Origin of the sequence: Umezawaea endophytica, assembly GCF_025061645.1 — a bacterium.
Lineage (GTDB): Bacteria > Actinomycetota > Actinomycetes > Mycobacteriales > Pseudonocardiaceae > Umezawaea > Umezawaea endophytica.
The window spans coordinates 1-20,653 of the sequence record NZ_JANYMP010000049.1 but is presented as its reverse complement, the minus strand read 5'-3'; the positions used below and the strand labels follow the sequence as shown (position 1 = coordinate 20,653).

Below are 20,653 nucleotides of genomic sequence, written 5' to 3'. Positions count from 1 at the left end.
GATGGGCACCTTCACGAGAGATTGAAGGAGCTATGGGACACCATGATTGATGTCGCGGTTACCCCCAACCTGTCGGCCTGGCCAGAGATCGAAGACCAAGCAGACTGGAACACCTTGCTGCTCGGCAATGGGGCCAGCGTGAACATCTGGTCCGGCTTCAGCTACACCTCGTTGTACGAGATCGCTGTGAGCGAGTTTGACAAGTCAGCTCGAGCTGCTTTTGAGCAGCTGGAGACCTCCAACTTCGAAGAGGTGTTGGCAGGGCTGTCCTTGGCGCGGGGGTTGGCCTCTGCGGTGGGGGCGCCTTTCGACTGGGTGGATCCTGTCTATGACCAGGTACGTGATGGCCTGTTTCACGCGGTTGGGGCAACGCATGTTCCGTGGGATGTCGTTCCGACGCCCACTCGTGAAGCGCTCGGTCAGCACATGGTGAGATATAAGACAGTGTTTACCCTGAACTATGATCTGCTGCTGTACTGGTCCCTTCAGCTCGATAGTATTCGGCCGAGGGTCGCGGACCTCTTTTGGAACGCTGGCAGCACATTCGACGCTCTCAATGCCAACGTTGGTATAAATAAGACGGAGATCCTGCACTTGCACGGCGGCCTGCATCTTTGGCGTGATGCCGTCACTGGCGCAAGCGGAAAGTGGACCACCGCCAATCTGCATCAGCGACTGCTCGATGACCTCCGAGGCCGCTATCGAGCAGAGAGGCGTAAGCAACCTCTGTTTGTCAGTGAGGGTAGATCCATTGACAAACTGCGCGCCATCCAACGTTCGGACTACTTGAGCTTCGCGCACCGCCGCTTGCAGGAGGATCAAGCACACACAGTTGTCTTCGGGGCAGGCCTGGGAGCTTCGGACCGTCACGTCGCTGAGGCGTTGGCTACTGGTCAGCAGCGCTCGATTGCCGTATCCGTATACCCCCATCAAGATCCCGCTGACATCATGGCGATTAAACTTCAGCTAAGAAAGGACTTGCGTCCTCTGCAAGTGCTGTTTTTCGACTCCACTACCCATCCCCTTGGTGATCCGGCCTTGCAGATCGAAGCGTGATCGCGACTCGGATTTGATCAGGCCTTCCGTACGCATCTTCTGTGTAGAAGTCCGAATTAAAGACTTTCGTGACGAAGGGCCGTTAATGCCTGGTTGGCGCGATGGCAGAAGTGGGATCTTCAGGTGGGCGTGGAGAGTTACGCGGGTGCAGGAAGTATCGCGGGTTTATCGGGTGACGGTGGCATCGAGGGTTGTCGAACCAGGCATTCCTGGATGAATGGACCTTTCGCAGCCCGGCTCCCAGCAAGGATCCCAAGTCCGGCAAGCGCACGCGAACTTGCTACCAAGGGCCGCTCATGGGCATGGCTGCGGCGGTGGTTCACAGAAAGTGTCTATCTTATTGGTCCGTGACGGCCTACTCGCCAGCTCCCCGAGCATCACTGAGTGCATTCGACCGCACGTTATTAGGTATGTGCAGCAATAGAGGGCACGGCGGTGAGAGGCATCAACGTCCACGTCGGTTGAGTCGTCGTCTCGGAGTTTCTAGCGGCGTTCCATCCTTCGTTCCACGTAGTCAGTCACTTGCTTCCAGGTGCTACGTGGATCGTGGCCGTCACCGAGACCGAGTCGCATAAGGCCTGCGGGTGGGTCAACGGGTGTTCTCGTCAGTTCGATGACCTCGTAGGAGTTGATGGATGGTGGGCGCAGTACCTGTTCGACGACGGGAAGGACCTGCAAAGCCAGGTTGTCCAGGTCTTTGCCCTGGTCGGGCGGGATGACCAACAGGATGACCTTCAGTGGCACGCACAGTGGCGCGAAGACCGGTTGCCGGGACGTGATCTCCTCGATCGCCCGATGAACGGCGGCAGCAAATTCTGCGCCTTGGCCGCGGACCTGGGGCAGTTGCGGTAGCGGCAGAGTGATCGGGCCGGACAGCAGCAGCTCACGGCTGTCCGCGATGGTGCGGTCAAGTTCGGCATAGGCCTGGTTCAGACCAGGATGGTCAGAATACGGACGCAGACGTGGACGAGCGCCGCTGATCCAGTCCGATGAGTTGCTGAGCATGCGGCTGAGCAGGGCATCGGTTCGCGACAGCAAGGCTTGCTGCAGACGGCCATGGTCAAGGGCGGCCAAGGTGGTATTGAGCCTTCGCCGGTCCTCCGCTTGCTCAAGACCGGCGGCGAAGCTGGGGTCGAAGGTCTGCTCATGGTCGAGATCAGGAATCGGAGGGATCGTCAACGGGGAATCGTCGTCGTGGTCTCCGTAGCGGTTGTCCCATTCGTCGACCGTTCGCACCAGGTCCAGATCAGCAACGACGTCACGTAGGGGTCTGGCGGTGATCGCTGTGTGCGGGGTGCTCGGATCGCTTTGGCCGGGCGGTGAAGTCCATAGAGTCACGTGGAGCAGCTTCACCTGACGGTCGTCCCGGTAGAGCACGTGCCGACGACCGGGCAGTCGCGTGTCGGCTCGGACAGCGCCGAGGACGTCGAGTAGATGCTTGGCCAGTTTGTGTGGGCCGGGTGGTTGCGTCCGACCACTGTAGAACTGAACATCGAGCACGACAGGACCGGTCAAGTGGCCATGGCTGAATGCGGCCAACTGATCGACCAGGCCTCGTTGTGCAGCAGCCGTTCGGTATCGACCACCGCGCTGGCCCTTCTGTTCCGGCTCGCCGTCTAGGTGCAGCCTGCGAACACGTAGCCACCTCCGACGCCAGCGGATCTCCTGACCCTCGGGTCCGTCCCAGAAGCTGTTCGCCATCAGCACCACCTGGAGATCTGCCTGTTGACCTTCTGATGGCCCAGCCACACCCAGGATTGTGCAACACCGGGATGCGATGTCAGATGCGCACGACGTCGCGATCCGGTGTGAGCACCGCGTTGTGAGCGCATGTTCTTGACATCCAGGATGCAGGTTGCTGAGGCATCGGGTGGCGCTGTGGTTCGGTTCTTCCACCGTCACTTGACGGATTGTCAAGGCCGCTCGTCAACTTGCATGCGTGGGCGGTGGCAGAAGGAGAAGGAGCGGATCCGGAGCGCGGATCGTGCCCGACCCGAGTCGTACAACGTCGAGCTGACGTCAACTGCGCTCTGGTGTCAACGTTTCCGCAGGTCAGCGAGTTTTGGGTCGACACTGGGGGAGGAGTTTTACCGCGTAGACAAGTGGTCGTCTCTTCGGTTCCGCTGAGATCAATATGTCTCAAGTTGTGCAGGCCTTCGCGCTTCTGCTTGGTGATAGTAGCGCGTGGCGAGTCTGGTGATGTGTGGACCCGCGAACGTCAGCTGCCTGTCGGTACTGTGTGGCGAAGGTTTAGGGGCTCGTAGGCATCTCGCGCCGTCGCGGGTTCAGCGGTGGCTGGGCTATGGGCTCACGCGAATGGTCTTCATCCGGCAGTGCTCGTGCACAGTGAGCTCGTGGCTGCGGTGCAGACCATGGTGGGTTGCCTCGCATTAGGGCCATGGTGACCGATCCTGGATCGGAGCTGATTCGGGCCCGCTGAAGGAACCTCGTGCTTCTTCATAGGCGAGGGCTCGAACAACGTGGTAACGCACTCGGACAGTCAGCTTTCTTTCACTGGTTGAAGATTCAATGCGTGAGAACCATTCATATCCCGGCATGCACGGGTAATGCCTGCGGCTGACACATGGCGTCGCCGTGCATGTCCGGTAACGACTTTGGTGGTGTGGACGACTGAAAGGGGTGACCTGAGGGGACCCGCTGTGGCTGTTCGGACCGTGCCGTCGATGCGCTGGTGCGGATGGCCGTGGCGTTGGGTGGCAACGTCTGAGGGCTCGTACAGCGGGGAGCGGCGTAGTGCGGCGTGATGTGTTTGTCGGCGTGGGGATCGATCACTACGACTCGTCAGAGTTAGCTGATCTTGACTATGCGGTCGCTGATGTCGAGGCGGTAGCGAAGGCACTGTTACCGGCGTTCGCGGGTGAGCCGTTGATCGATCCCAATCGTGCTGCGGTGCAGGAACATCTGGAGTCGGTGCACGGCGGTGCCGACGGCGGAACATTGGTGCTGCTGTGGAGTGGTCACGGCACCGATCGGGGTGGATTGCGGCTGGCCACCCGCGACAAGGCCGACGGTGTGGCCGCGTCGGAGGTGATCCGCGACTGTGTCTTGTCCGGCGCGAGTCAACTTCTGTTGATGATCGATACCTGCCAGGCAAGTGCCGCTTTGGATTCCGTCGCGATGGCTCGACAGTTGCTGGAGCAGGTGCAGACCTCGGGCGACCGGGTGTGGCTGGGGATGCTGGTGTCGTGTTCCGCGGCGGACATCGGTGCACGTGATGGGGCGTTCGGCCGGTTGTTGGTGAAGTTGCTGACCAAGGGACCGGATTCGGCGGATCAGCAACGGCGCTGGTCCAAACACAACGATCGAGTCCTGGGCGAGGACCTGGGTTTGGCGTTGCAGGAGGAGTGGTCGGGGATCGATCAGCGGCCGGAGTTCCTCAAGAACGGGCACCCGTTGGCGATCGTGCCGAACCCGCTGTACGACGCGGGTGCGCCGGAGGAGGTTGTCGAGCACCTCCTGCGGGCAGCGCGCGGCGGCGATCCCGGTGATGCGCGGTCGTGGTTCACCGGCCGGACCGTCGAGGTGGACACAGTGGTGTCCTGGGCCCTGGCAGGCGAGGCCGGGGTGCGGGTGGTGGTGGGGTCGGCGGGTACTGGCAAGTCGGCTGTCGTCGGCCGGGTGGTGTCGGTGTCGAACCCGCATGAGCGTGACCGGCTACAGCGTGCTGATGAGGGGTGGGGGCATGCGGACCCTGGTGTCGGGTCGGTGGCAGCGCATGTCCACGCGCGAGGACTGACGGTCGAACGGGTCGCCGAAGCACTCGACGGTCAACTGATTCGCTCGGACGTTCTCGAACCAGGTCCGGCTGGCCGGCGTAATGCGGCGGAGTTGCTGGGGGCGGTTCAGCGGGCGATGGAAGCCGGGGCCGACCCGGCGGTCGTGGTGATCGACGGGCTGGACGAGGCCCGCGGTCAGGCCTTCTCCATTGCTGAGGATCTTATCGCCAGGCTGGCTCCGTTCGCGACGGTGGTGGTCTCGACTCGGCCGTTGACTCATCAGGATGGATCCAGCTTGGTGGACAAGTTACTCCCGGTCGCGGTGCTGGATTTGGACAGCGCGGAGTGTCTGGAGTCCGCGCGGTCCGCTATCGGCGCTTACGTGCGTAAACGCCTCACCGGGGTGCACTCGGACATGGACGCCTCCGCTGTGGCCGCGCATTTGACCGGTGAGGTGTTGGCTGCTGCGGACCGGCCGTTCCTGTTGGCCAGGGTTATCACCGATCAGCTTCGGGCAAGGCCGGTGAGCACTGTCCTGCCACGGTGGCAAGGCCGGATCGCGTACTCGATCGAGGATGCCTTCGATGTCGATCTCGCTCGGGTCGGGCCCCCTCCCGAGCATGACGGTGGTGAATCCGCCGCACGTGAGGTGGCTCGTGCCATGGTGACTGCCCTGACCTGGGCGGTGGGGGCCGGTTTCCCTGAACAGGAGTGGCTGACGGTCGCTTCCGTGCTGGCTGGGACCGATCTGGGGCGTGACGACGTGAGTTGGGTGCTCGACCAGTTGGGTCGCTATGTCGTGCAGGACGGTGACACCGGTGTCGCGGTGTACCGGTTGGCGCATCAGAGCTTCGCTGATCATCTGCGGGTGCCCTTCCGGCCCACTGGTGTGGATCCCTTTAACCCTGCGGCCCTCCCTGTCACTGCAGCGCTTTTGAGTCAGTACGACCAACTGCTGACCGAAGGGGTGCCGGCACAGACGCCTGTGTATTTGTGGCGGTATGCCTGGGTACACGCGGCCAACGCGGGTTTCCAGGGGCTTGCTGGTCTGCGCGACATCGCATCCGAGCGATCCGAACTCCGAGCCGATGTGGCGTTGGCCGCGCTTCAGGTAGCTGATATCGCAGCATTCTGGGGTCGGCGTGGGGATGCGGTGGCACCGACGGAGGAAGCGGTCACTTATTACCGGGCACTGGCTGAGGAGAACCCGGCCTACCTACCCAACCTCGCCGCGACGCTGACCAATCTCGGCGTCCGCTACAACGCGGTGGGTCGGCGTGGGGATGCGGTGGCACCGACGGAGGAAGCGGTCACTTATTACCGGGCACTGGCTGAGGAGAACCCGGCCTACCTACCCGACCTCGCCGCGACGCTGGCCAACCTCGGCAACCACTACAGCGAGGTGGGTCGGCGTGGGGATGCGGTGGCACCGACGGAGGAAGCGGTCACTTATTACCGGGCACTGGCTGAGGAGAACCCGGCCTACCTACCCAACCTCGCCACGGCACTGAACAATCTGTCCGGGTATCTGGCAGTGAGCAATGGCCGTGACGCAGCCGATGAGGTGTGGCGAGATGCGTTGGCGGTAGCTGGCAAGCAAACACGGCCATCACTTCTCCTCTACCGGGCCCTTTATGCGCAACCGGGATACCCAGGAACCACAGCATGGCTGCATGCGGTCGCACAGGAAGACGACCGCAGCCTGCTTGCCGCTGCACATTCGGCAGCGCGACATCACTGGGCAGCCAACCCAGAGCTCTGGGGGCAGGCGTGGATCGATATCGATCTCTCGCCGCTGCCTCTATGGCTCGTCGTTGATCCTGGGATGCTCGGAATTGCCTCCGGTTGGACAACAACCCCCAGCTACCAGGACGAGTACGACTATCTGGCGGCTCACCTAGAACTTTTGGATGACACGTTCGACGTAGCGGTGAACGAGGCATTGCTCCAAGTCCCCGAGGCTGATGCCTCTCGCTACGCAGAACTGCGCACCATGGCGCAATCCGACGGGGTCGAGGCAGCCTACCGCCCACTGCTCCTTGCTGTCCTGGCTCAAGAGTTCGTCATCTCTGCTCCCCAAGAACAGCAACGCCTTCTGACGGACCGTCGAACAGATCTGCTCGACGACCTACTCTCCGCCTACCTGAACCAGCTCGTCCACGAGATACAGGACGACGGCAAACCTGCGGTGACAGTGGCGTTAGCGCTACTGCACCTTGCCAGCACCAAACCCGATGACTTCTTGGCCGAGGTTTTCGCAGCACTGGACAACACCGAACTATTCGTTACCCTCCTGCACGACGCCGCCGAAGAACCGGGTGCCGCGATTGTCCGCAGCCTCGCTGTGATCGCCCTCCACGCCGCGCGGACAGCCGAAGAGGCTGCGGACGCTGCATTTCATCTCGCCCTTGCCGCCGCGATCGACGAAGACGACACCGCACCGTCCCTGCTCCGCCAAGCACTCCAGCAGGCACCAGCCAACCGCAACATCTGGATCACACGACTCGCCGAACTCGGCGTCACCCACCCCGCCGTCCTGACGCTCGTCCCCACCCTGACCGAAACGAGCCTGGATGCCTGACAATGACCTCGTCGTAGTGCTCCCCGGCATCACCGGCAGCACCCTGACCCGACAAGGAACCCCCATCTGGGCCCCCTCCGCCGGAGCCATCCTCCGCGCGATCGGCACCCTCGGCCGCAACCTCAACCGACTACAGCTGCCCGACGGGATCGGCGACGAGCACCCCGACGACGGCGTCGAACCCGGCGTCCTCATGCCCGACCTCCACGTCATTCCCGGGCTCTGGACACCGATCCGCGGCTACACCAGCCTGCTCACACGCTTGCGCGCCCTCGGGTACCACGAGGACCACGGCAACCTGCTGCCCATCGCCTATGACTGGCGACTGTCCAACCGCTACAACGCCCGCCGCCTGGCCACCCTCGTCGAACCCACACTCGAACGCTGGCGTGCCGCCTCACCCGACAACCGCGACGCGCGACTGGTGTTCATCGGCCACTCCATGGGCGGACTCCTCGCCCGCTGGTACATCGAACACCAAGGCGGCGCCGAGATCACCCGCAAACTCATCACCCTCGGCACCCCCTACCGCGGCGCCGCCAAAGCCCTGCTACCCCTCGTCAACGGCGTCCGCAAAGACGTCGGCCCCCTCGCCGTCGACCTCACCGCCTTCGCCCGCAGCATGCCCTCACTGCACCAACTACTTCCCACCTACGCCTGCATCGACCAACCCGGCGGTCTAGCCACTCTCACCGAGACGACCCTGCCCGAACTCGACACCACCATGACCACAGACGCACAGGCCTTCCACCACGGCCTCGCCTGCGCCGAATCCGCCCGCCCCGCCAGCCTGGCGATGACCCACGCCATCATCGGCGCCCGCCAGACCACCGTCAGCACCATCCACATCATCGACGGTCGAGCCGAACCTCTGGACACTATTGACGGCGACAACGACTACGGCGATGGCACCGTCCCCCTTGCCGGTGCGATCGGACATGACCTGCCGATGGACACCAACACCGTCCGCCGCATCATCGACCACCACGGCAGCATCCAAGCCAACCCCTACGTCCTCGACGAAGTCGAAGAAATCCTGACCACCATCCCCATCCGTCGACGGGCACCAGCGACGGTTCCAGTCCAACTGACCGCTCCGGACATCGTCCTCGTCGGCGACCAGGTCCCCATCACCGCGCAACTCCCGCCGGGCGCACGAGAAGCCATCCAGATCACCATCGTCAACGAACACGAACGACTGGTCTTCTCCCGCCGTCCGAGCAGCACCGGCGGAATCTTCCACACCAGCGCACCCGCGCTCCCACCCGGAGGCTACGAAATCCGTGTTACCGGGATCCGCCCTGGATCACCCGTTACGCCCGTCACGATCCCGATCCTCGTCTGGGACCCCACGAGCGTTAATGCATGACGCTCCCGCGTATACCGACTTCAGATGACGTTCGCACTTCGGTGACAGCGGGTGGTTTGGCGTCGTGTACAGGACGACGTGAGGTGCTCGGCGGACAGGAGAAGGAGCGAATCCGGAGAGCAGGTCGTGCCTTAACTGCGGTGAACGGTGTCTAACCTGCGTCAGTGGCGTTGCCAGCTTCGTCGATCTGAACGTTTCCGCAGGTCAGCGTGATTTCGGTCGTCTGGGGGTCAAGGGGTCGCAGGTTCGAATCCTGTCGTCCCGACGGTCTGTCACCAGCGGGTTTACTTTTCAAGGTAAACCCGCTGGTGTCGTTTTGTCCGTTTGTGGTCGCGATGTGGTCGCATTATGCAGCGTCGGCGCCCGCCAGGGCGATTTCGATGGCTCGTACGGCGTCGAGGGCGACGTGTTTGAGCAGGTGGCCGTAGATCTCCGTCGTGGTCGACAGCGTCGAGTGGCGGAGCGTCTTGGACGCCATGGCCAACGGGACCTGCGAACTCAGCATGGTCGTCGCGGCGAAGTGCCGCAGGTCGTGCACCCTGATCCGGGGCAGACCCGCTTGCGCGGTGAGCTGGTGGAAGTGCCGCAGGGCGTACTCGGGTCGTAGCGGCTGACCGCCGCGGCGGGTGAACACCAGTGCTCGACCGGGCTGCCGTTCGGCTTGCCGTCGCAGCGCCGCGCAGACCCGGTCGGACAGGCCCACCCAGGCGAGGCTGCTCTTGGTTTTGGGTGCGGTGAACACCGGTGTGGAGTTGTCGATGTTGGACAGGGTGTGGCGGACGAAGAGCACGTGGTCGTCGAAGTGGACATCGGCCCAGTGCAGTGCGAGTGCCTCGCCCCGGCGCAGGCCGGTGCCGATGATCAACTCGTACAGGTCGGTCAGCGGATCGTTCTGCTGTGTGCAGTACCTGAGGAAGCACGCGGCCTGGGCGGGCGACCAGCACGCACGTTCGTATTTCGTGGGTCGGCAGACCGAGGTGTATTCGGCCGCGTTGTGCGCCAGGCGGTGCTGCCGCACGGCATCGCCGAGTGCGCTGGACAGGGTCGCGACGCAGCGGCGCAAGGTGACGTGGCCGCGGCCGGAGGCGAGCTGGTCGTGGACGAACAACTCCACGTGTCGTGGGTGAGTTCCTTGAGCCTGATCGTGCCGAGGCGGGGGATCAGGTCCTTGTGGACGTACGCGTGGTGGTTCGCCATCGTGGTCGGCTTGAGCGTCAATCCTTTGCTGCGCAACCACTTCACGAGGTAGTCGGCGACAGTTTGCTTGTCATCGATCACGATCCCGGTGCGCTCGTACTCCAGCACCTTGCTCAGCGCGACCTGGGCATCCGCCTTCGTGGCGAAGCCGCCGCGGCGTCGTGTCCTACGCGTGCCGTCCAGCGACGGCAGGTCCACCGCGTAGGTCCAGGAGCCGTGCTTGCTGCTGGCCAACTTGGGACAGCGGGCGCCGAGCTGCTTGCCGTCGGTGTTGCGGCAGGCACAGCGACGGTAGACCCGCCCTCGATGCGGACTCTTCATGTCGGTCTCCTCCGGTCCTCGGTTCCGTCCGCGCTGGACGGAGCGCAGAACCGGAGCGTGAGCCGACGGCGACCACACCGCGACCACAGGGGCTATCACGGCTGGTCAGGCGGTCGTCACTTGTGACCATGACAACCGGTGGTGCTCGCCCGGAGATTTGCTGGAGAGCCGCGCATTACGAACTTCGTACAGGCTCCGGTCCGTGTGGCGGTTCTCGATCGGACTAGTGACCGTGTCGCGCAAGCCAGTCGATGCCATCGAGATCGATGCGGCTGGCGGCTCGACCCTGGACGCAGTGCTGTCGCTGCGCTGCGACGTGGGCTGCTTCATCGACAAGGAGATTGACCTGTTGCTGGCGCGCGCCCTGCCCTACGGCGTCGACGAGCACGTCGCCTTGATCGACCGGTTCAGCTAGCTCGTCGAGACGACGATTCACCTGATCGAAGCATCGCTCCAGCGTTGACACCGCCGCCTCCCTGCCTCATTGTGACTCGTGATGAATCAATATGAATCACCTCGGCAAGTTTGGCTGGCCGACGGTGGATGAGCGCGGTTCCTCCAGGCAGATCCTTGCTCGGGAGTTGAAGCGGCTACGTCTCCTGGCCGGACTGTCGGGCAGGGAGCTCGGTCGTAGGGCTGCGATGAGCCAGTCGAAGGTCTCCCGGATCGAGGCGGGCACGGCGTTGCCGACCGCGTCCGAGGCGGAGAGGTGGGGAAGGGTGCTCGATGCTGGAGAAGAAGCGGTGCGGTGGCTTGTGGTCCTCACCGGCGACGCCCATCTCGAGGCGCATTCCTGGTCCGCCGCTCTGCACGGTCATAAGCATCTGCAGCACGAGATCGGTGGCTGGGAAGCCGACGCCACCCTCGTGCGCACCTATCAGCCGTCCATCGTGCCGGGGCTGCTGCAGATTCCCGACTATGCACGCCGGGTCTTTTCGCTGTTCTCGCCGAGATACGACGAGGACGCCCTGGTGGCAGCGGTAACCGGGCGCATGGACCGCCAGCTCGCTCTGTACAAAGCCGGAAAGAAGTTCGAATTCATCGTCACGGAAACAGCACTGTGCTGGCGGCCTGGGCCTCCGGGCATGCTGATCGCCCAGCTGGACCGGCTGATGTCGATCTCCACGCTGGAAAATATCGTTTTCGGTCTGATACCGCTCGACCGTGAAGCATTGGCCACCTATTCGCACGGATTCGTCATTTATGAAGATGAGGGAGAGACGGTGGTTTCGCTGGAGATGATTCATGGTCCGCTCACCCTGGACTCGCTGGAAGACATAGAGCCATATCGCCAGAGGTGGTCCGTGCTCCAGGAGATGTCGTTGTTCGACGAGGAGGCTCGCGGACTCATCGACGACCTGATCGGACGCACGAGACGCAACGCCGCACTGGACAGCGGCGAGGCGTCACGCCTCGGGCGTTGACCCGGTCAGCTGAGGCCGAACTCGCCCGCGAGAACGCCGTACAGGAATGCGATCCATTCGAGCTTGGTGAACCAGAGGACAGGGCCGGCGGGATTCTTGGAGTCCCGTACGAGAACGCCGCTCTGCGCCATCGCCACCTCGACGCATTCACCCCCGCCTTCGCTGAAGGTGCTCTTCTTCCAGATAAGTCCGTAGTTGTCCATGTTTCTCCTTTGTTCGTCGGCTTCTTGTTGCCGTGAGAGAAACGATGGATGGCGCGATTGCTGAACAGTTGGTGCAGAGGTTCCGATCGGTTGGTGAGACGTTGCCATTGGCTAACGAAAGGATGCCATGGACTTACCTGGGAGACGCGTGGAGTTCCGTGTCTGGGAAGAGGTGGGCGTATATGTGGACGGGCAGCGAATCGGCCCTGCGAAGAAGGCCGCATGGTTGCTGGGTCGGCTGCTGCTCCGCGACGGGCGACCGGCAACGCTCACCGCACTGTACGAGTGGTTGTGGGACGACCCTCCCGCGAGCGCGGAAACCGAGCTCGCCAAGCAGATGAAGGTGCTCCGCGAACTCCTGGAGCAGGCGGGATTCCCGGACGCGCTGCAGAGCAAAGACGGCCTGCGTTCCCTGAAGGTCCCGGACGAGCTGGTTGACACCCGCCAGTTCACCGTGCTCGTCACCAAGGCACGCGCGTCCAACAGGGGATCTGTTGCAGGCCTTCGCGAAGCGGCTGCGGCGTTGACTCAAGCTCTCGACCTGGCAGTCGGGGACCCGTTGGCGGGCGTGGCGACATCGCGCGCGGACGAGGAACGGGCGCAGCTCGATGCAGCGCGTCGTGAGGCACAGCGGTTGGCCGCCGAGGTCGGCATCGAACTCGGAAACCACCGCAATCAGATCGAGGTCCTGACGCGGCTGTACGCCGCACATCCAGAGGATGCGGCCATCACGTGCCTCACCGCACGGGCACTGCATCTGTCCGGCCGCGGCACCGATGCCATCGCCGTCATCGCCCGTCATCAGGAGGCGCTCGACGAATCCGCCCTCCCCATCAGCCAGGAGATCAAGGACATGCACACCCGCCTGCTCCGCAACGATCCCAGCCTCCAACCGCTCGCGCGGCGCGAAGCCCGTGCTTCCGAAGGTCGGCTCGTAGTCGTACTCAAGACTGAGTCTCACGGCTTCGAGTCGTTGCGGTCGCTCATTCCCGACGCGTTCGGGCGTGACGACATCGCGGTGCGAGTCATGGCGGATCATCTGTTGTGCGACCTTCCTCCGGACATCACACCCCCTGCCGTGCTCGATCGCGGGCTTGGCCGGCTCTCCAAGTTGGTCCACCAACCGGTGATCGCGGGCATTGCCGTGGACGACGTCGAGAGGGCGCACGATCTCGCTAGCTCCCTGTCGGCGCACGACCGACTTCGAGCCGCAGCGGGCAGTTACCTCGTCATCGCGATCACCGCTGAGCTGTACGACCTCGTCGACCGGCACGACCGCTGGGCCTACTGCCAGGCTGACGACGTCAACGGATGGGTGCGCGTTCCGGGGGATTCGGTGCCACCGGGGAGGACGTCAGGCTCGTCCGAACGGCAGGAAGAGAAACCCGCGCAGAAGTCGTACTCGTTCGTGTTCAACGGGACCACCTCGATCGGCACTCAGCAGAACGGCGATGCCGTGCACCACTACCACTTGGGCGGTGAGGGATGAGCGACGACAAGGCTGACGCCACAACGCCACCCCCTGACCCTCCAAGTTCGGGCGACAGCAAGCCCGCCACCGAGTCGCCGGACGCTACTTCGTCATCAGGGCCGGGAGGTGCGAAGGAGCCTGATCAGCAGGACCTCGACGAGGCTTACCTGCGTGGCAGGGCCCTGACGACGTCGGGAGCGATGACCTTCAACCGCGATGCGTCCATCGAGGATCTGCAGGTCGGCGATCGGTACATCTATTACAACTACAGGTTTTCCAGCTCCAGCGGAGACCTTCGCGCCGTCCCTGTCAGGGATGAAGTCCTCCAGTGGGTCCGCAGCCGCTATGTGCCGGTGGTCAACTACGGAGATCTGCTGGACACGTTGGAGCGAATGCAGGTTCTCGTGCTCAATGGCAGGCCGGATACTGGGCGCTTCACCACCGCGCTGCGACTGCTCAACGCATTCACCACGGGCAAGATCTCGCGAGTCGATGGCAGCGAGGAACTCGCCAAGTTCGGTGAGTCTGAGCTCGAAGACGATCACGGCTACCTCGTGGAGCTCTCGCAGCCTCAAGCAGAAGCGTTGACCGAGCGTGTGCTCGAAGAGCTCGCGGGCAAGCTCAAGCTCAAGGGGGCCTACTTCGTGGTGATCTGTCATCGCGATGGCCAAGACCACATGCTCGGTGAGTTTGCCCGGCCATGCCTACCTCCCGACGTCGACGATCTGATCCTGAGCCATCTGAGGGAGGACCTGAGGGACGAGGACTGCGACATCGGCGCGGTGATCCAGCAACTCAACGCCAACCACGGTCTGCGAAGCGCGCTTGCTGCGGAGCCCAAACCCTCAGAGGTCGCGCAGATCGCGGGGTTCCTAGCGGAAATGGCTCGCGGCGAGATCGATCTGTCCGGTGTCGAGACACGCGCGGCGTTGCTAGTGCGCAAGCAGGTCGAGGAGTGGTTCGCGGAGCTTGCTGGCCCGGTCAGCACGTTGCCGGAGGCCCTCCGCCTTACCGCGTTCCGAATCTCCTTGGCTGTGTTCAACAGTTCGGAGTACGACGTCGTCGTGAATGCGGGCGGGGCGTTGGCGACCAAGCTGCTGAAGAAGGCGAAGGGGGAGCACGCCAAGAGACCTGAAGAGTCGCTGTTCGCGGAGGACCACGGAGTCAACCTGCCTGCGTCACGCGCCACGATGGAGGATGGGATCGTATCGTTCGGTGGAGTCGGGACTCCCACGAAGCTGGTCATGTTCGCCGACGATCGCTTCCCGGTGGTGCTGCTCAGTCATCTTTGGCATCGGCATCACAAGCTGCGCGAAGCCGTCCTGGAATGGCTCACGGAACTGAGTGACGACAGCAGGCCCATGGTGTGGGTGCGCGCAGCGCAGACCATGGGACTGTTTTGTTCGTTGTCCTTTTCAGGCACCTTCACGGAGAACATCGCACCACTGGCAGAGACCGAAGGAGTCGAGGGAGAACGCCGCCGGTGGTTCGCCGCGATCGCGCTGGATCAAGCCGCACGCGACGAGCGGATGACAGATGCTGTGTTCGAACGGCTCCAGGAGTGGCGGCGGTACGGCAACGAAGCCCAGCAGTGGACCGCTGCGATGGCACTCGGCTATGACCTGGGACTACGCCGAATCGGCGACGCGCTGCGTGAACTCCGTGTACTGGGTACACCGTCCGAACGTCGGTCGGGCTTGCAGAGTGTCGGCCACAGCGACCTCGTTCGGGTCGCCGGATACAGCGTTGCGAATCTCCTGGCGTTCGGTGAGGTGCCTTCGGTGCTGCTGCAGCTCGCCGACTGGACTCGGAGCGAACGACAGAGTGTCCGCGAACTAGCACGGTGGAGCATCAAGTACTTGATCTTCCTTCGTGGGTACGACCGGCATCGGCTGGTTCATTCGGTAGGGCGGAGCGATCGGTTGGGAACGATGGATCGGAAGCGCTGGCCTTTGCTGCTCACGTTGGTGGAGAACGATCCCAGCCGCACATACGAGATTTCGGACCTGGTCAGGTGGGGGCTGCGCAGCCGGGATCGAGGTGAGGTGATGCAGAGGCTGTTCCGGCTTTGGGTCCACACGGCTGAGAAGGACCCGGCTTGCCTCGACGCGCTCGCCGCCTTCATCCCGCACCTGATCGCTGGACATGGCGACTTCCGCCGCTTGCAGCACCTCATCGAGCGGATGCGTCGCGACTGGTCCGATCCCGTCGAGGAGAACACCGCGCGCGTACTCGAGAACGCCATACAGCTGCACAGTGAGAGGACTGCGTCATGACCCGCCAGTTGTCCGACGACGCTGTTTTGCCGGCGCGCCGCTACTCCGCGGGTGACGAGGGCCGTGAGACTGAGGAGGGCGGTCAGGAGGAGCCTCGGCCGGTGCTGGAACGGCCTCGCGTCGTTGTGGGGCCGATCCTGGGGGACTGCCCGCTCGGTAGGTGGGACGCGTTGCGCGGCCGTATGCCCGCAGATGCCAGAACAGCAAGGCTGTTCGTGACGTCGTCCGGCAAGAGGCTGTTGTTCCCGCCGGACCAGCAGCCCCCAGCTCGCAAGCTGATGGCCCAGCGGGTGTGTCACGTGTACGAGATCGACATGGGTGTGCACCTGACCCGTGTCGAGATGAAGCTACCGTGCGCGGGCGATCAGTGCTTCTTCGACGCGGTCGTCGAGATGCGCTGGCAGGTGAAGGACGCGGAGGTCGCCGTCAGCTCCGGGTTGTCCAACGTGGCCAGCGCGTTGATGCCCGAGATGACGACGCGCCTGCGCGCCGTCACGCGGAAGTTCGAGATCGAGCAGGTGCACGACGCGGAGTCGGCCGTCGTTGACGCGCTGACCGGTGAACCGCTCGGCCAAGAGTTCGGGCTCTCGATGCGGGTCTTCATCACTCTCGGCATGGACGAGCCCACGCTCGCGCATGCCGCGCTGCTTAGGAAGGTCGAGCGGCTGCGGCGGATCATCGTCGAAGGTGACTACCACCAGTTCGCGTTGCAGCTATCGCTGCGCGAGGACAGCATCACGGAAGTGATGCAGGTGCTGGCAGAGGAACGGCACAACAGTAGGCAAGTGGTGGTGGACTTCCTGACCAGGATGCTGGAGTCCGATGCGATCGAGCGCTGGGAGATCGAGGACGACCTGCGTGCATTGCTCCAGTCGTTGCGAGAATGGAGCAATAACGAGCTGGCCGGTGTCAAGGAGACAAGGTCGACGTCATTGGGCACCAGCAGGCGCGCGACGATTCCCGGTGGGGGCAAGAGCTGATCAGGCGCTTGTCCGCACCACCAGTGAGGTAGGCAGCGGCACCGACGTCCGCAGCATCCTCGTCCTCGAACTCGGCGAGAAGGGGCCACGTCAGCATCCTCCCGAACCGCTCCACGTCCTGCCGCACCGTCGTCAACGTTAGACAGGGACTGACGTGACCCCTTTGGGTCGGTCCAGGTGACGTGACCCCCTTGGGTCGGTCCACCTGGTCCAACTGTCGGGGTCCCGTCACCGGGTTCGTCTGGACTCCGGCCGGTAACGGGACCCTTGTCCGCACGGGCCAGGGACAATTACGAGATCTCCGTGTCCGATGTCGCTACCGGCTCGACCGTGGCCACCTTTCCTGGCGAGTCGTCGAGGAAGATCGGCGTTGCGTTCTCCGGCGACGGCAGGTGGATGGTGACGCTCGCCGAACCCACCGACGCCGGGGACTTGACCGCGGTGGTGCTCGACATGTCGGGCGAGGACGTCCTCGTGACCCGCAAGGGCGCGATCCGGGCCGGGCTCGGCGAACTGGGCATCATCCCCGACCAAGCGCTGGTGAAGGCCGCCTGCATCACGGCGGGACGGGACCTCACCGCGGATGAGTGGCGGGCGATGGTGGACAGCGCTGTGCCCGACGACCTGGCTTGTCGTTGATCCACGCGTTAAGTGCGCTGGCGATCGTTGCGCTGCCAGCGCACCTGCCAGGTGCGAGCGTCAACCGGCCGTTGCTGCTGGGGGCGGGTTGGCATGCCGCTCGAAGAGATCAGCAGGTGATGTCGACGGTCGCGGTCGCCTGGAACGACACGTGCACGTGGTCCAGGTGGTTGGCCGTGGGACTGCCCCGGTCCTCCATCGGGGACCAGCCGCTGCCGTCGTTGTAGCGCTGGCGCCAGATCACGTAGGTGGCACTGAACGCTTGGCGGCTGGCCAGCACGTGGTCGGCCAGGGCGTTGCCGGTGGCGGTGTCGACCATGAAGTCCAGCGCCAGGCCGAGGGGGTGTTCGCCGGAGCCGCCCCGGCCGGTGGCGCCGCCGATGTCGTCGACGCCGAACTTGCCCTCGAGGTGGTGACCTACCTGCGCCACATGCGGTTTGACGCCGTCCAGGGTGGTCGGACAGGGCGGCGTGGTGGTCTCGGGTGCTGTCGTGGTCACTGGCGGCGGCGTCGTGGTCACCGGAGGTTGCGAGGATGGCGGCGCGGAGGTCGAGGTCGTGACAGGTGGCAGGTCTTGGCTGACGGAGGTCGACGGGGCGGCCAGATGGGCGGCTGCTCCGGCTGGATCGACCGGCTGGTCGAGAACGCGGACGGTCCAGAAGGTCGCGGCCAGGCCCACGGTGAGGGTGGCGGCGACTGCGATGGGCAGCTTCTTGCTGGCTGTCTGCATCGTTCTATGTCGGCCCGACATTCGGGAACACCTTGCGTTGGGGGACAGGGGATGCTCACACAGCGCGCCATATTACGAAATGAACACGGGAACATCACGGGTGAGTGTTGATGCTCACATTTCCGCTGGTAAGAACGCTGCTACAGAAAGTGACGGTCCTATGGGGCGTGGACGGTCACGTCGTGCTGTCCGTCGAGGTCACCGGTCCTGGCATCGCCAAAGTCGGCCAGGAACGGATCTGCGAACGTCTCGTGCGCTTGGCCGACGGCAGCGGGAGGGCGCGGACTCGATCTGCCTATCGTGCGGACGATCGTGGAAGCGTGCCACAGCATCGTCACCTTCACGAACACACCAGGATTCGACACCACGTTCCGCGTCAAGTGCGCTCGTCCACTTGGATGCGTGGACGGTGGCAGAAGGAGAAGGAGTGAATTTGGAGCGCCCATCGTGCCCGGCTGGAGTCGTACAACGTCGAGCTGACGCCAACTGCTCTCCGGCGTAAACGTTTCCGCAGGTCAGCGAGTTTTTGGTCGACACTGGGGGTCAAGGGGTCGCAGGTTCGAATCCTGTCGTCCCGACGGTCTGAATCAGCCCCGCTGAACAGGTGTTATACCTGATCAGCGGGGCTTTTTCGCGTCCCCGGAACGATCTTGTCTTGATCTACACGGCCCGCAGTTGGGGACCACTTGGGGACCGACCGGTGTCCAAGTAGGCCGTGAGCGAGTCGCCAGCGTCGTGGATGGTCTGAAGATCAGGGTGCAGGTACCGCTGTGTGGTGGTCAGCGATCCGTGTCCCGCGATCTTCCGTAGAACGTGCAGGGGAACGCCTGCGTCCGCCATCCACGTGAGCCCGGTGTGCCGGAGATCGTGGCGCCGGAGGTGTTCGTATCCGAGCTTGGTGACCACCTCATCCCAATGCGTCGCGTCCCGGAGAACCGCCGTCGAGATTCGGCCGCCACGGGGACCGGTGAACATCCGCGCCGTCGGATCAGTACCGATCGCGTCCAACCGACTGGTCACCAGATCCCGCACCTCGGGAATCAGCGGCACCTTTCGCGAGCGCTTGCCCTTGGTGCCTTTGTCGAGCAGTCCGCCGGGACCAGGAGTCGTCTGACGGCGCACCGTCCAAATCCATGTGCGCCGGTCGATGTCCCCAGCACGGACGCCGGAGACTTCCCCGATTCGAGCCGCGGTGGATGCGGCGAACAGCACGACGTTGCCCCACCCGGCGAAGTGGTCGGCAGATCGAGCGACGAGCGCGGTAGCCAAGTCGGTCAGCGCGTCCCAATCCGGCAAGGCGAGCGAACGCGGGTCGTCAAGCTCGTCTTCAGCGCGGGCGTACTCGTGTTGCCACCCGCTCACCCGCGCAGGGTTCTTGTCCACGATTCCGTCTCGCAATGCCTGTTCCATGATTCGAACGAGAACCGCGATGCTGTTCTTGACCGTGGACCGGCTGTACTCCTCGGCAATCCATGCGTGGACTGCCCGGTCGACCACGCCATGAGTGATCATGGCGACCGGGAGATGCCCGAGGGTCGGCACGACGCGCTTCCGCCACCCTGCCAAGTACGGGTCAAGGGTCTTCTTCTCCAAGCCGCGGAGCGCCAACGTGGAGACAGCCTCGCCGTACTCGGAGAGCGTCATGGTGGCCATTGACGGTGTGACGCCGAGCTGCGCCAGGCGCACGAGCTTGTCGATCCACTCTTGGGCGGCGTCGGCAGTGCCGAACGCCTCTGACTTTGACGGCCGCTTCTTCGTCACCGGATCGACCCAGCGGACACGAGCCCGGTAAGGACTCGCCCTGTTCGCGCGAACCTCGATGTCCGAGGACAGGGGTACGCCAACGGGCGTGATGGGCCGCGCGCTCATGAGGCCATCTTTCCGGGGTCGATCCGGCCACGGGTCAACCAGTTCTCGACGTCACCCGAGTTGTACTTGGTCACGCGGCTCGACAACGAGACGAACGGCGGTCCTTGAGGCGGGCGAGCTGTACGCCATCGGCGAAGGGTGGACGAGTCGACGCCGAGGATCAGCGCGAGTTCCTCGGTGGTGTACCACTTGCCCCGCAACAGATTCTCGTCCATCACGCTGCCTCCTCTTCGTACTTACGGCGACGGTGCTCGCGCACCCGTTGGGAGATGGCCGAGGCGAGTTCGCGTTCGGCGTCGTTCTTGTAGCCGGACCCGGTCCACTGCCAGTCGTTGACGACGGTGACGGAGTCGGCGGTGTAGCCGAGACGGTCGAGGGTTTCCTGTGCGCGGAAGGCACGACGTTCCCCACGGATAGCGCGGAACGTGGTCGAGTAGGCCTTGGACTTGGAGAGGAAATGGCCGCGGAACCCGAGCATGTGAGCCCAGCGAACGAGGTTGAGTTCGGCGTACTGCGGCAGGTGCCCGAGGTCCCACGCGGTCTGGATCATCGCGCGGTGGTGGGTCGCGACCCTCAGGTAGTCGATCTCCAGTTGGGACTTGATCGGGCGGTCTGCGGCTTCGGTCTTGCCGGTGCCCTTAGTGGCGTACTTGGCGACGTATCCGGCGAGGCGTTGTTCGCTGATCGCGCCGGATTCGTCCTCCACCTCGTGAGCGGAGCTGGCGCGGATCGGCTGTGCGTCGACCTGGGTACCCCACACCAGGAGGAGTTCGGTCCCGTCCGGTCGGACCGTGGTGGTC

16 protein-coding genes and 1 pseudogene are annotated in these 20,653 nt (G+C 63.8%); 9 read left to right on the top strand and 8 right to left on the bottom strand.

Going from position 1 to position 20,653, the window contains the following annotated elements; genetic code table 11:
* The first annotated feature begins 42 nt into the window (after positions 1–42).
* Positions 43–1,056, top strand: a complete 1,014-nt coding sequence (locus NZH93_RS47765; RefSeq protein ID WP_259630022.1) for a DUF4917 family protein — start codon at positions 43–45, stop codon at positions 1,054–1,056.
* Positions 1,057–1,539: 483 nt separating this feature from the next.
* Here NZH93_RS47765 and NZH93_RS47760 read toward each other — a convergent pair whose 3' ends face one another.
* On the bottom strand, positions 1,540–2,757 hold the full coding sequence (locus tag NZH93_RS47760; RefSeq protein ID WP_259630021.1) for a hypothetical protein: 1,218 nt from the start codon (positions 2,755–2,757) through the stop codon (positions 1,540–1,542).
* A gap of 1,053 nt (positions 2,758–3,810) precedes the next feature.
* Here NZH93_RS47760 and NZH93_RS51150 point away from each other — a divergent pair.
* Both NZH93_RS51150 and NZH93_RS47750 read left to right on the top strand, forming a co-directional pair.
* Positions 3,811–7,374 carry a tetratricopeptide repeat protein gene (locus tag NZH93_RS51150; RefSeq protein ID WP_259630020.1) on the top strand — a complete coding sequence of 1,188 codons (3,564 nt, stop codon included), beginning with the start codon at positions 3,811–3,813 and terminating at the stop codon, positions 7,372–7,374.
* On the top strand, positions 7,367–8,743 hold the full coding sequence (locus NZH93_RS47750) for an esterase/lipase family protein (protein ID WP_259630019.1): 1,377 nt from the start codon (positions 7,367–7,369) through the stop codon (positions 8,741–8,743). Before NZH93_RS51150 ends, NZH93_RS47750 begins: the two co-directional genes overlap by 8 nt.
* A gap of 346 nt (positions 8,744–9,089) precedes the next feature.
* On the opposite strand, the gene NZH93_RS47745 is transcribed toward NZH93_RS47750, so the two are convergent.
* Entirely contained in the window at positions 9,090–9,857 is a 768-nt protein-coding gene (locus tag NZH93_RS47745) for a site-specific integrase (protein WP_259630018.1), read from the bottom strand.
* A gap of 65 nt (positions 9,858–9,922) precedes the next feature.
* Positions 9,923–10,261, bottom strand: a pseudogene (locus NZH93_RS51375) (Arm DNA-binding domain-containing protein); the annotation flags it as partial.
* Between the two features lie 226 nt (positions 10,262–10,487).
* Between NZH93_RS51375 and NZH93_RS47740 the strand changes: the two are divergent.
* Positions 10,488–10,676, top strand: coding sequence for a hypothetical protein (locus NZH93_RS47740; protein WP_259630017.1), 189 nt, complete (start codon positions 10,488–10,490; stop codon positions 10,674–10,676).
* Positions 10,677–10,767: 91 nt separating this feature from the next.
* Positions 10,768–11,685 (top strand): helix-turn-helix domain-containing protein, encoded by a 918-nt coding sequence (locus NZH93_RS47735; protein ID WP_259630016.1) that lies wholly within the window; start codon positions 10,768–10,770, stop codon positions 11,683–11,685.
* A gap of 5 nt (positions 11,686–11,690) precedes the next feature.
* Here NZH93_RS47735 and NZH93_RS47730 read toward each other — a convergent pair whose 3' ends face one another.
* Positions 11,691–11,888 carry a DUF397 domain-containing protein gene (locus NZH93_RS47730; RefSeq protein WP_259630015.1) on the bottom strand — a complete coding sequence of 66 codons (198 nt, stop codon included), beginning with the start codon at positions 11,886–11,888 and terminating at the stop codon, positions 11,691–11,693.
* A gap of 148 nt (positions 11,889–12,036) precedes the next feature.
* Between NZH93_RS47730 and NZH93_RS47725 the strand changes: the two genes are divergently transcribed.
* From NZH93_RS47725 to NZH93_RS47710, 4 genes are all read left to right on the top strand, one after another.
* Positions 12,037–13,377 carry an AfsR/SARP family transcriptional regulator gene (locus tag NZH93_RS47725; protein ID WP_259630014.1) on the top strand — a complete coding sequence of 447 codons (1,341 nt, stop codon included), beginning with the start codon at positions 12,037–12,039 and terminating at the stop codon, positions 13,375–13,377.
* Positions 13,374–15,635 (top strand): hypothetical protein, encoded by a 2,262-nt coding sequence (locus tag NZH93_RS47720; protein ID WP_259630013.1) that lies wholly within the window; start codon positions 13,374–13,376, stop codon positions 15,633–15,635. The genes NZH93_RS47725 and NZH93_RS47720 overlap by 4 nt, the downstream gene beginning before the upstream one ends.
* Positions 15,632–16,615 (top strand): hypothetical protein, encoded by a 984-nt coding sequence (locus NZH93_RS47715; protein WP_259630012.1) that lies wholly within the window; start codon positions 15,632–15,634, stop codon positions 16,613–16,615. Before NZH93_RS47720 ends, NZH93_RS47715 begins: the two co-directional genes overlap by 4 nt.
* A 303-nt stretch (positions 16,616–16,918) precedes the next feature.
* Positions 16,919–17,254, top strand: coding sequence for a WD40 repeat domain-containing protein (locus NZH93_RS47710; RefSeq protein ID WP_259630011.1), 336 nt, complete (start codon positions 16,919–16,921; stop codon positions 17,252–17,254).
* Positions 17,255–17,363: 109 nt separating this feature from the next.
* Here NZH93_RS47710 and NZH93_RS47705 read toward each other — a convergent pair whose 3' ends face one another.
* From NZH93_RS47705 to NZH93_RS47690, 4 genes are all read right to left on the bottom strand, one after another.
* Positions 17,364–17,984, bottom strand: a complete 621-nt coding sequence (locus NZH93_RS47705; protein ID WP_259630010.1) for a VldE C-terminal domain-containing protein — start codon at positions 17,982–17,984, stop codon at positions 17,364–17,366.
* A gap of 660 nt (positions 17,985–18,644) precedes the next feature.
* Positions 18,645–19,853: a tyrosine-type recombinase/integrase gene (locus NZH93_RS47700; protein WP_259630009.1), complete on the bottom strand. Its 1,209-nt coding sequence runs from the start codon at positions 19,851–19,853 to the stop codon at positions 18,645–18,647.
* Positions 19,850–20,068, bottom strand: a complete 219-nt coding sequence (locus tag NZH93_RS47695; RefSeq protein WP_259630008.1) for a helix-turn-helix transcriptional regulator — start codon at positions 20,066–20,068, stop codon at positions 19,850–19,852. The genes NZH93_RS47700 and NZH93_RS47695 overlap by 4 nt, the downstream gene beginning before the upstream one ends.
* Positions 20,068–20,653 (bottom strand): replication initiator (locus tag NZH93_RS47690; RefSeq protein ID WP_372507033.1); only part of this gene is annotated, 586 nt, incomplete at its 5' end. The genes NZH93_RS47695 and NZH93_RS47690, both read right to left, overlap by 1 nt.

Bases quoted from the DNA above. Each gene is read 5' to 3' on its own strand.
- NZH93_RS47700 (WP_259630009.1), bottom strand. From the start codon at position 19,853: ATGAGCGCGCGGCCCATCACGCCCGTTGGCGTACCCCTGTCCTCGGAC.
- NZH93_RS47765 (WP_259630022.1), top strand. From the start codon at position 43: ATGATTGATGTCGCGGTTACCCCCAACCTGTCGGCCTGGCCAGAGATC.
- NZH93_RS47720 (WP_259630013.1), top strand. From the start codon at position 13,374: ATGAGCGACGACAAGGCTGACGCCACAACGCCACCCCCTGACCCTCCA.
- NZH93_RS47735 (WP_259630016.1), top strand. From the start codon at position 10,768: ATGAATCACCTCGGCAAGTTTGGCTGGCCGACGGTGGATGAGCGCGGT.
- NZH93_RS47760 (WP_259630021.1), bottom strand. From the start codon at position 2,757: ATGGCGAACAGCTTCTGGGACGGACCCGAGGGTCAGGAGATCCGCTGG.
- NZH93_RS47730 (WP_259630015.1), bottom strand. From the start codon at position 11,888: ATGGACAACTACGGACTTATCTGGAAGAAGAGCACCTTCAGCGAAGGC.
- NZH93_RS47715 (WP_259630012.1), top strand. From the start codon at position 15,632: ATGACCCGCCAGTTGTCCGACGACGCTGTTTTGCCGGCGCGCCGCTAC.
- NZH93_RS47695 (WP_259630008.1), bottom strand. From the start codon at position 20,068: ATGGACGAGAATCTGTTGCGGGGCAAGTGGTACACCACCGAGGAACTC.
- NZH93_RS47705 (WP_259630010.1), bottom strand. From the start codon at position 17,984: ATGCAGACAGCCAGCAAGAAGCTGCCCATCGCAGTCGCCGCCACCCTC.
- NZH93_RS47750 (WP_259630019.1), top strand. From the start codon at position 7,367: ATGCCTGACAATGACCTCGTCGTAGTGCTCCCCGGCATCACCGGCAGC.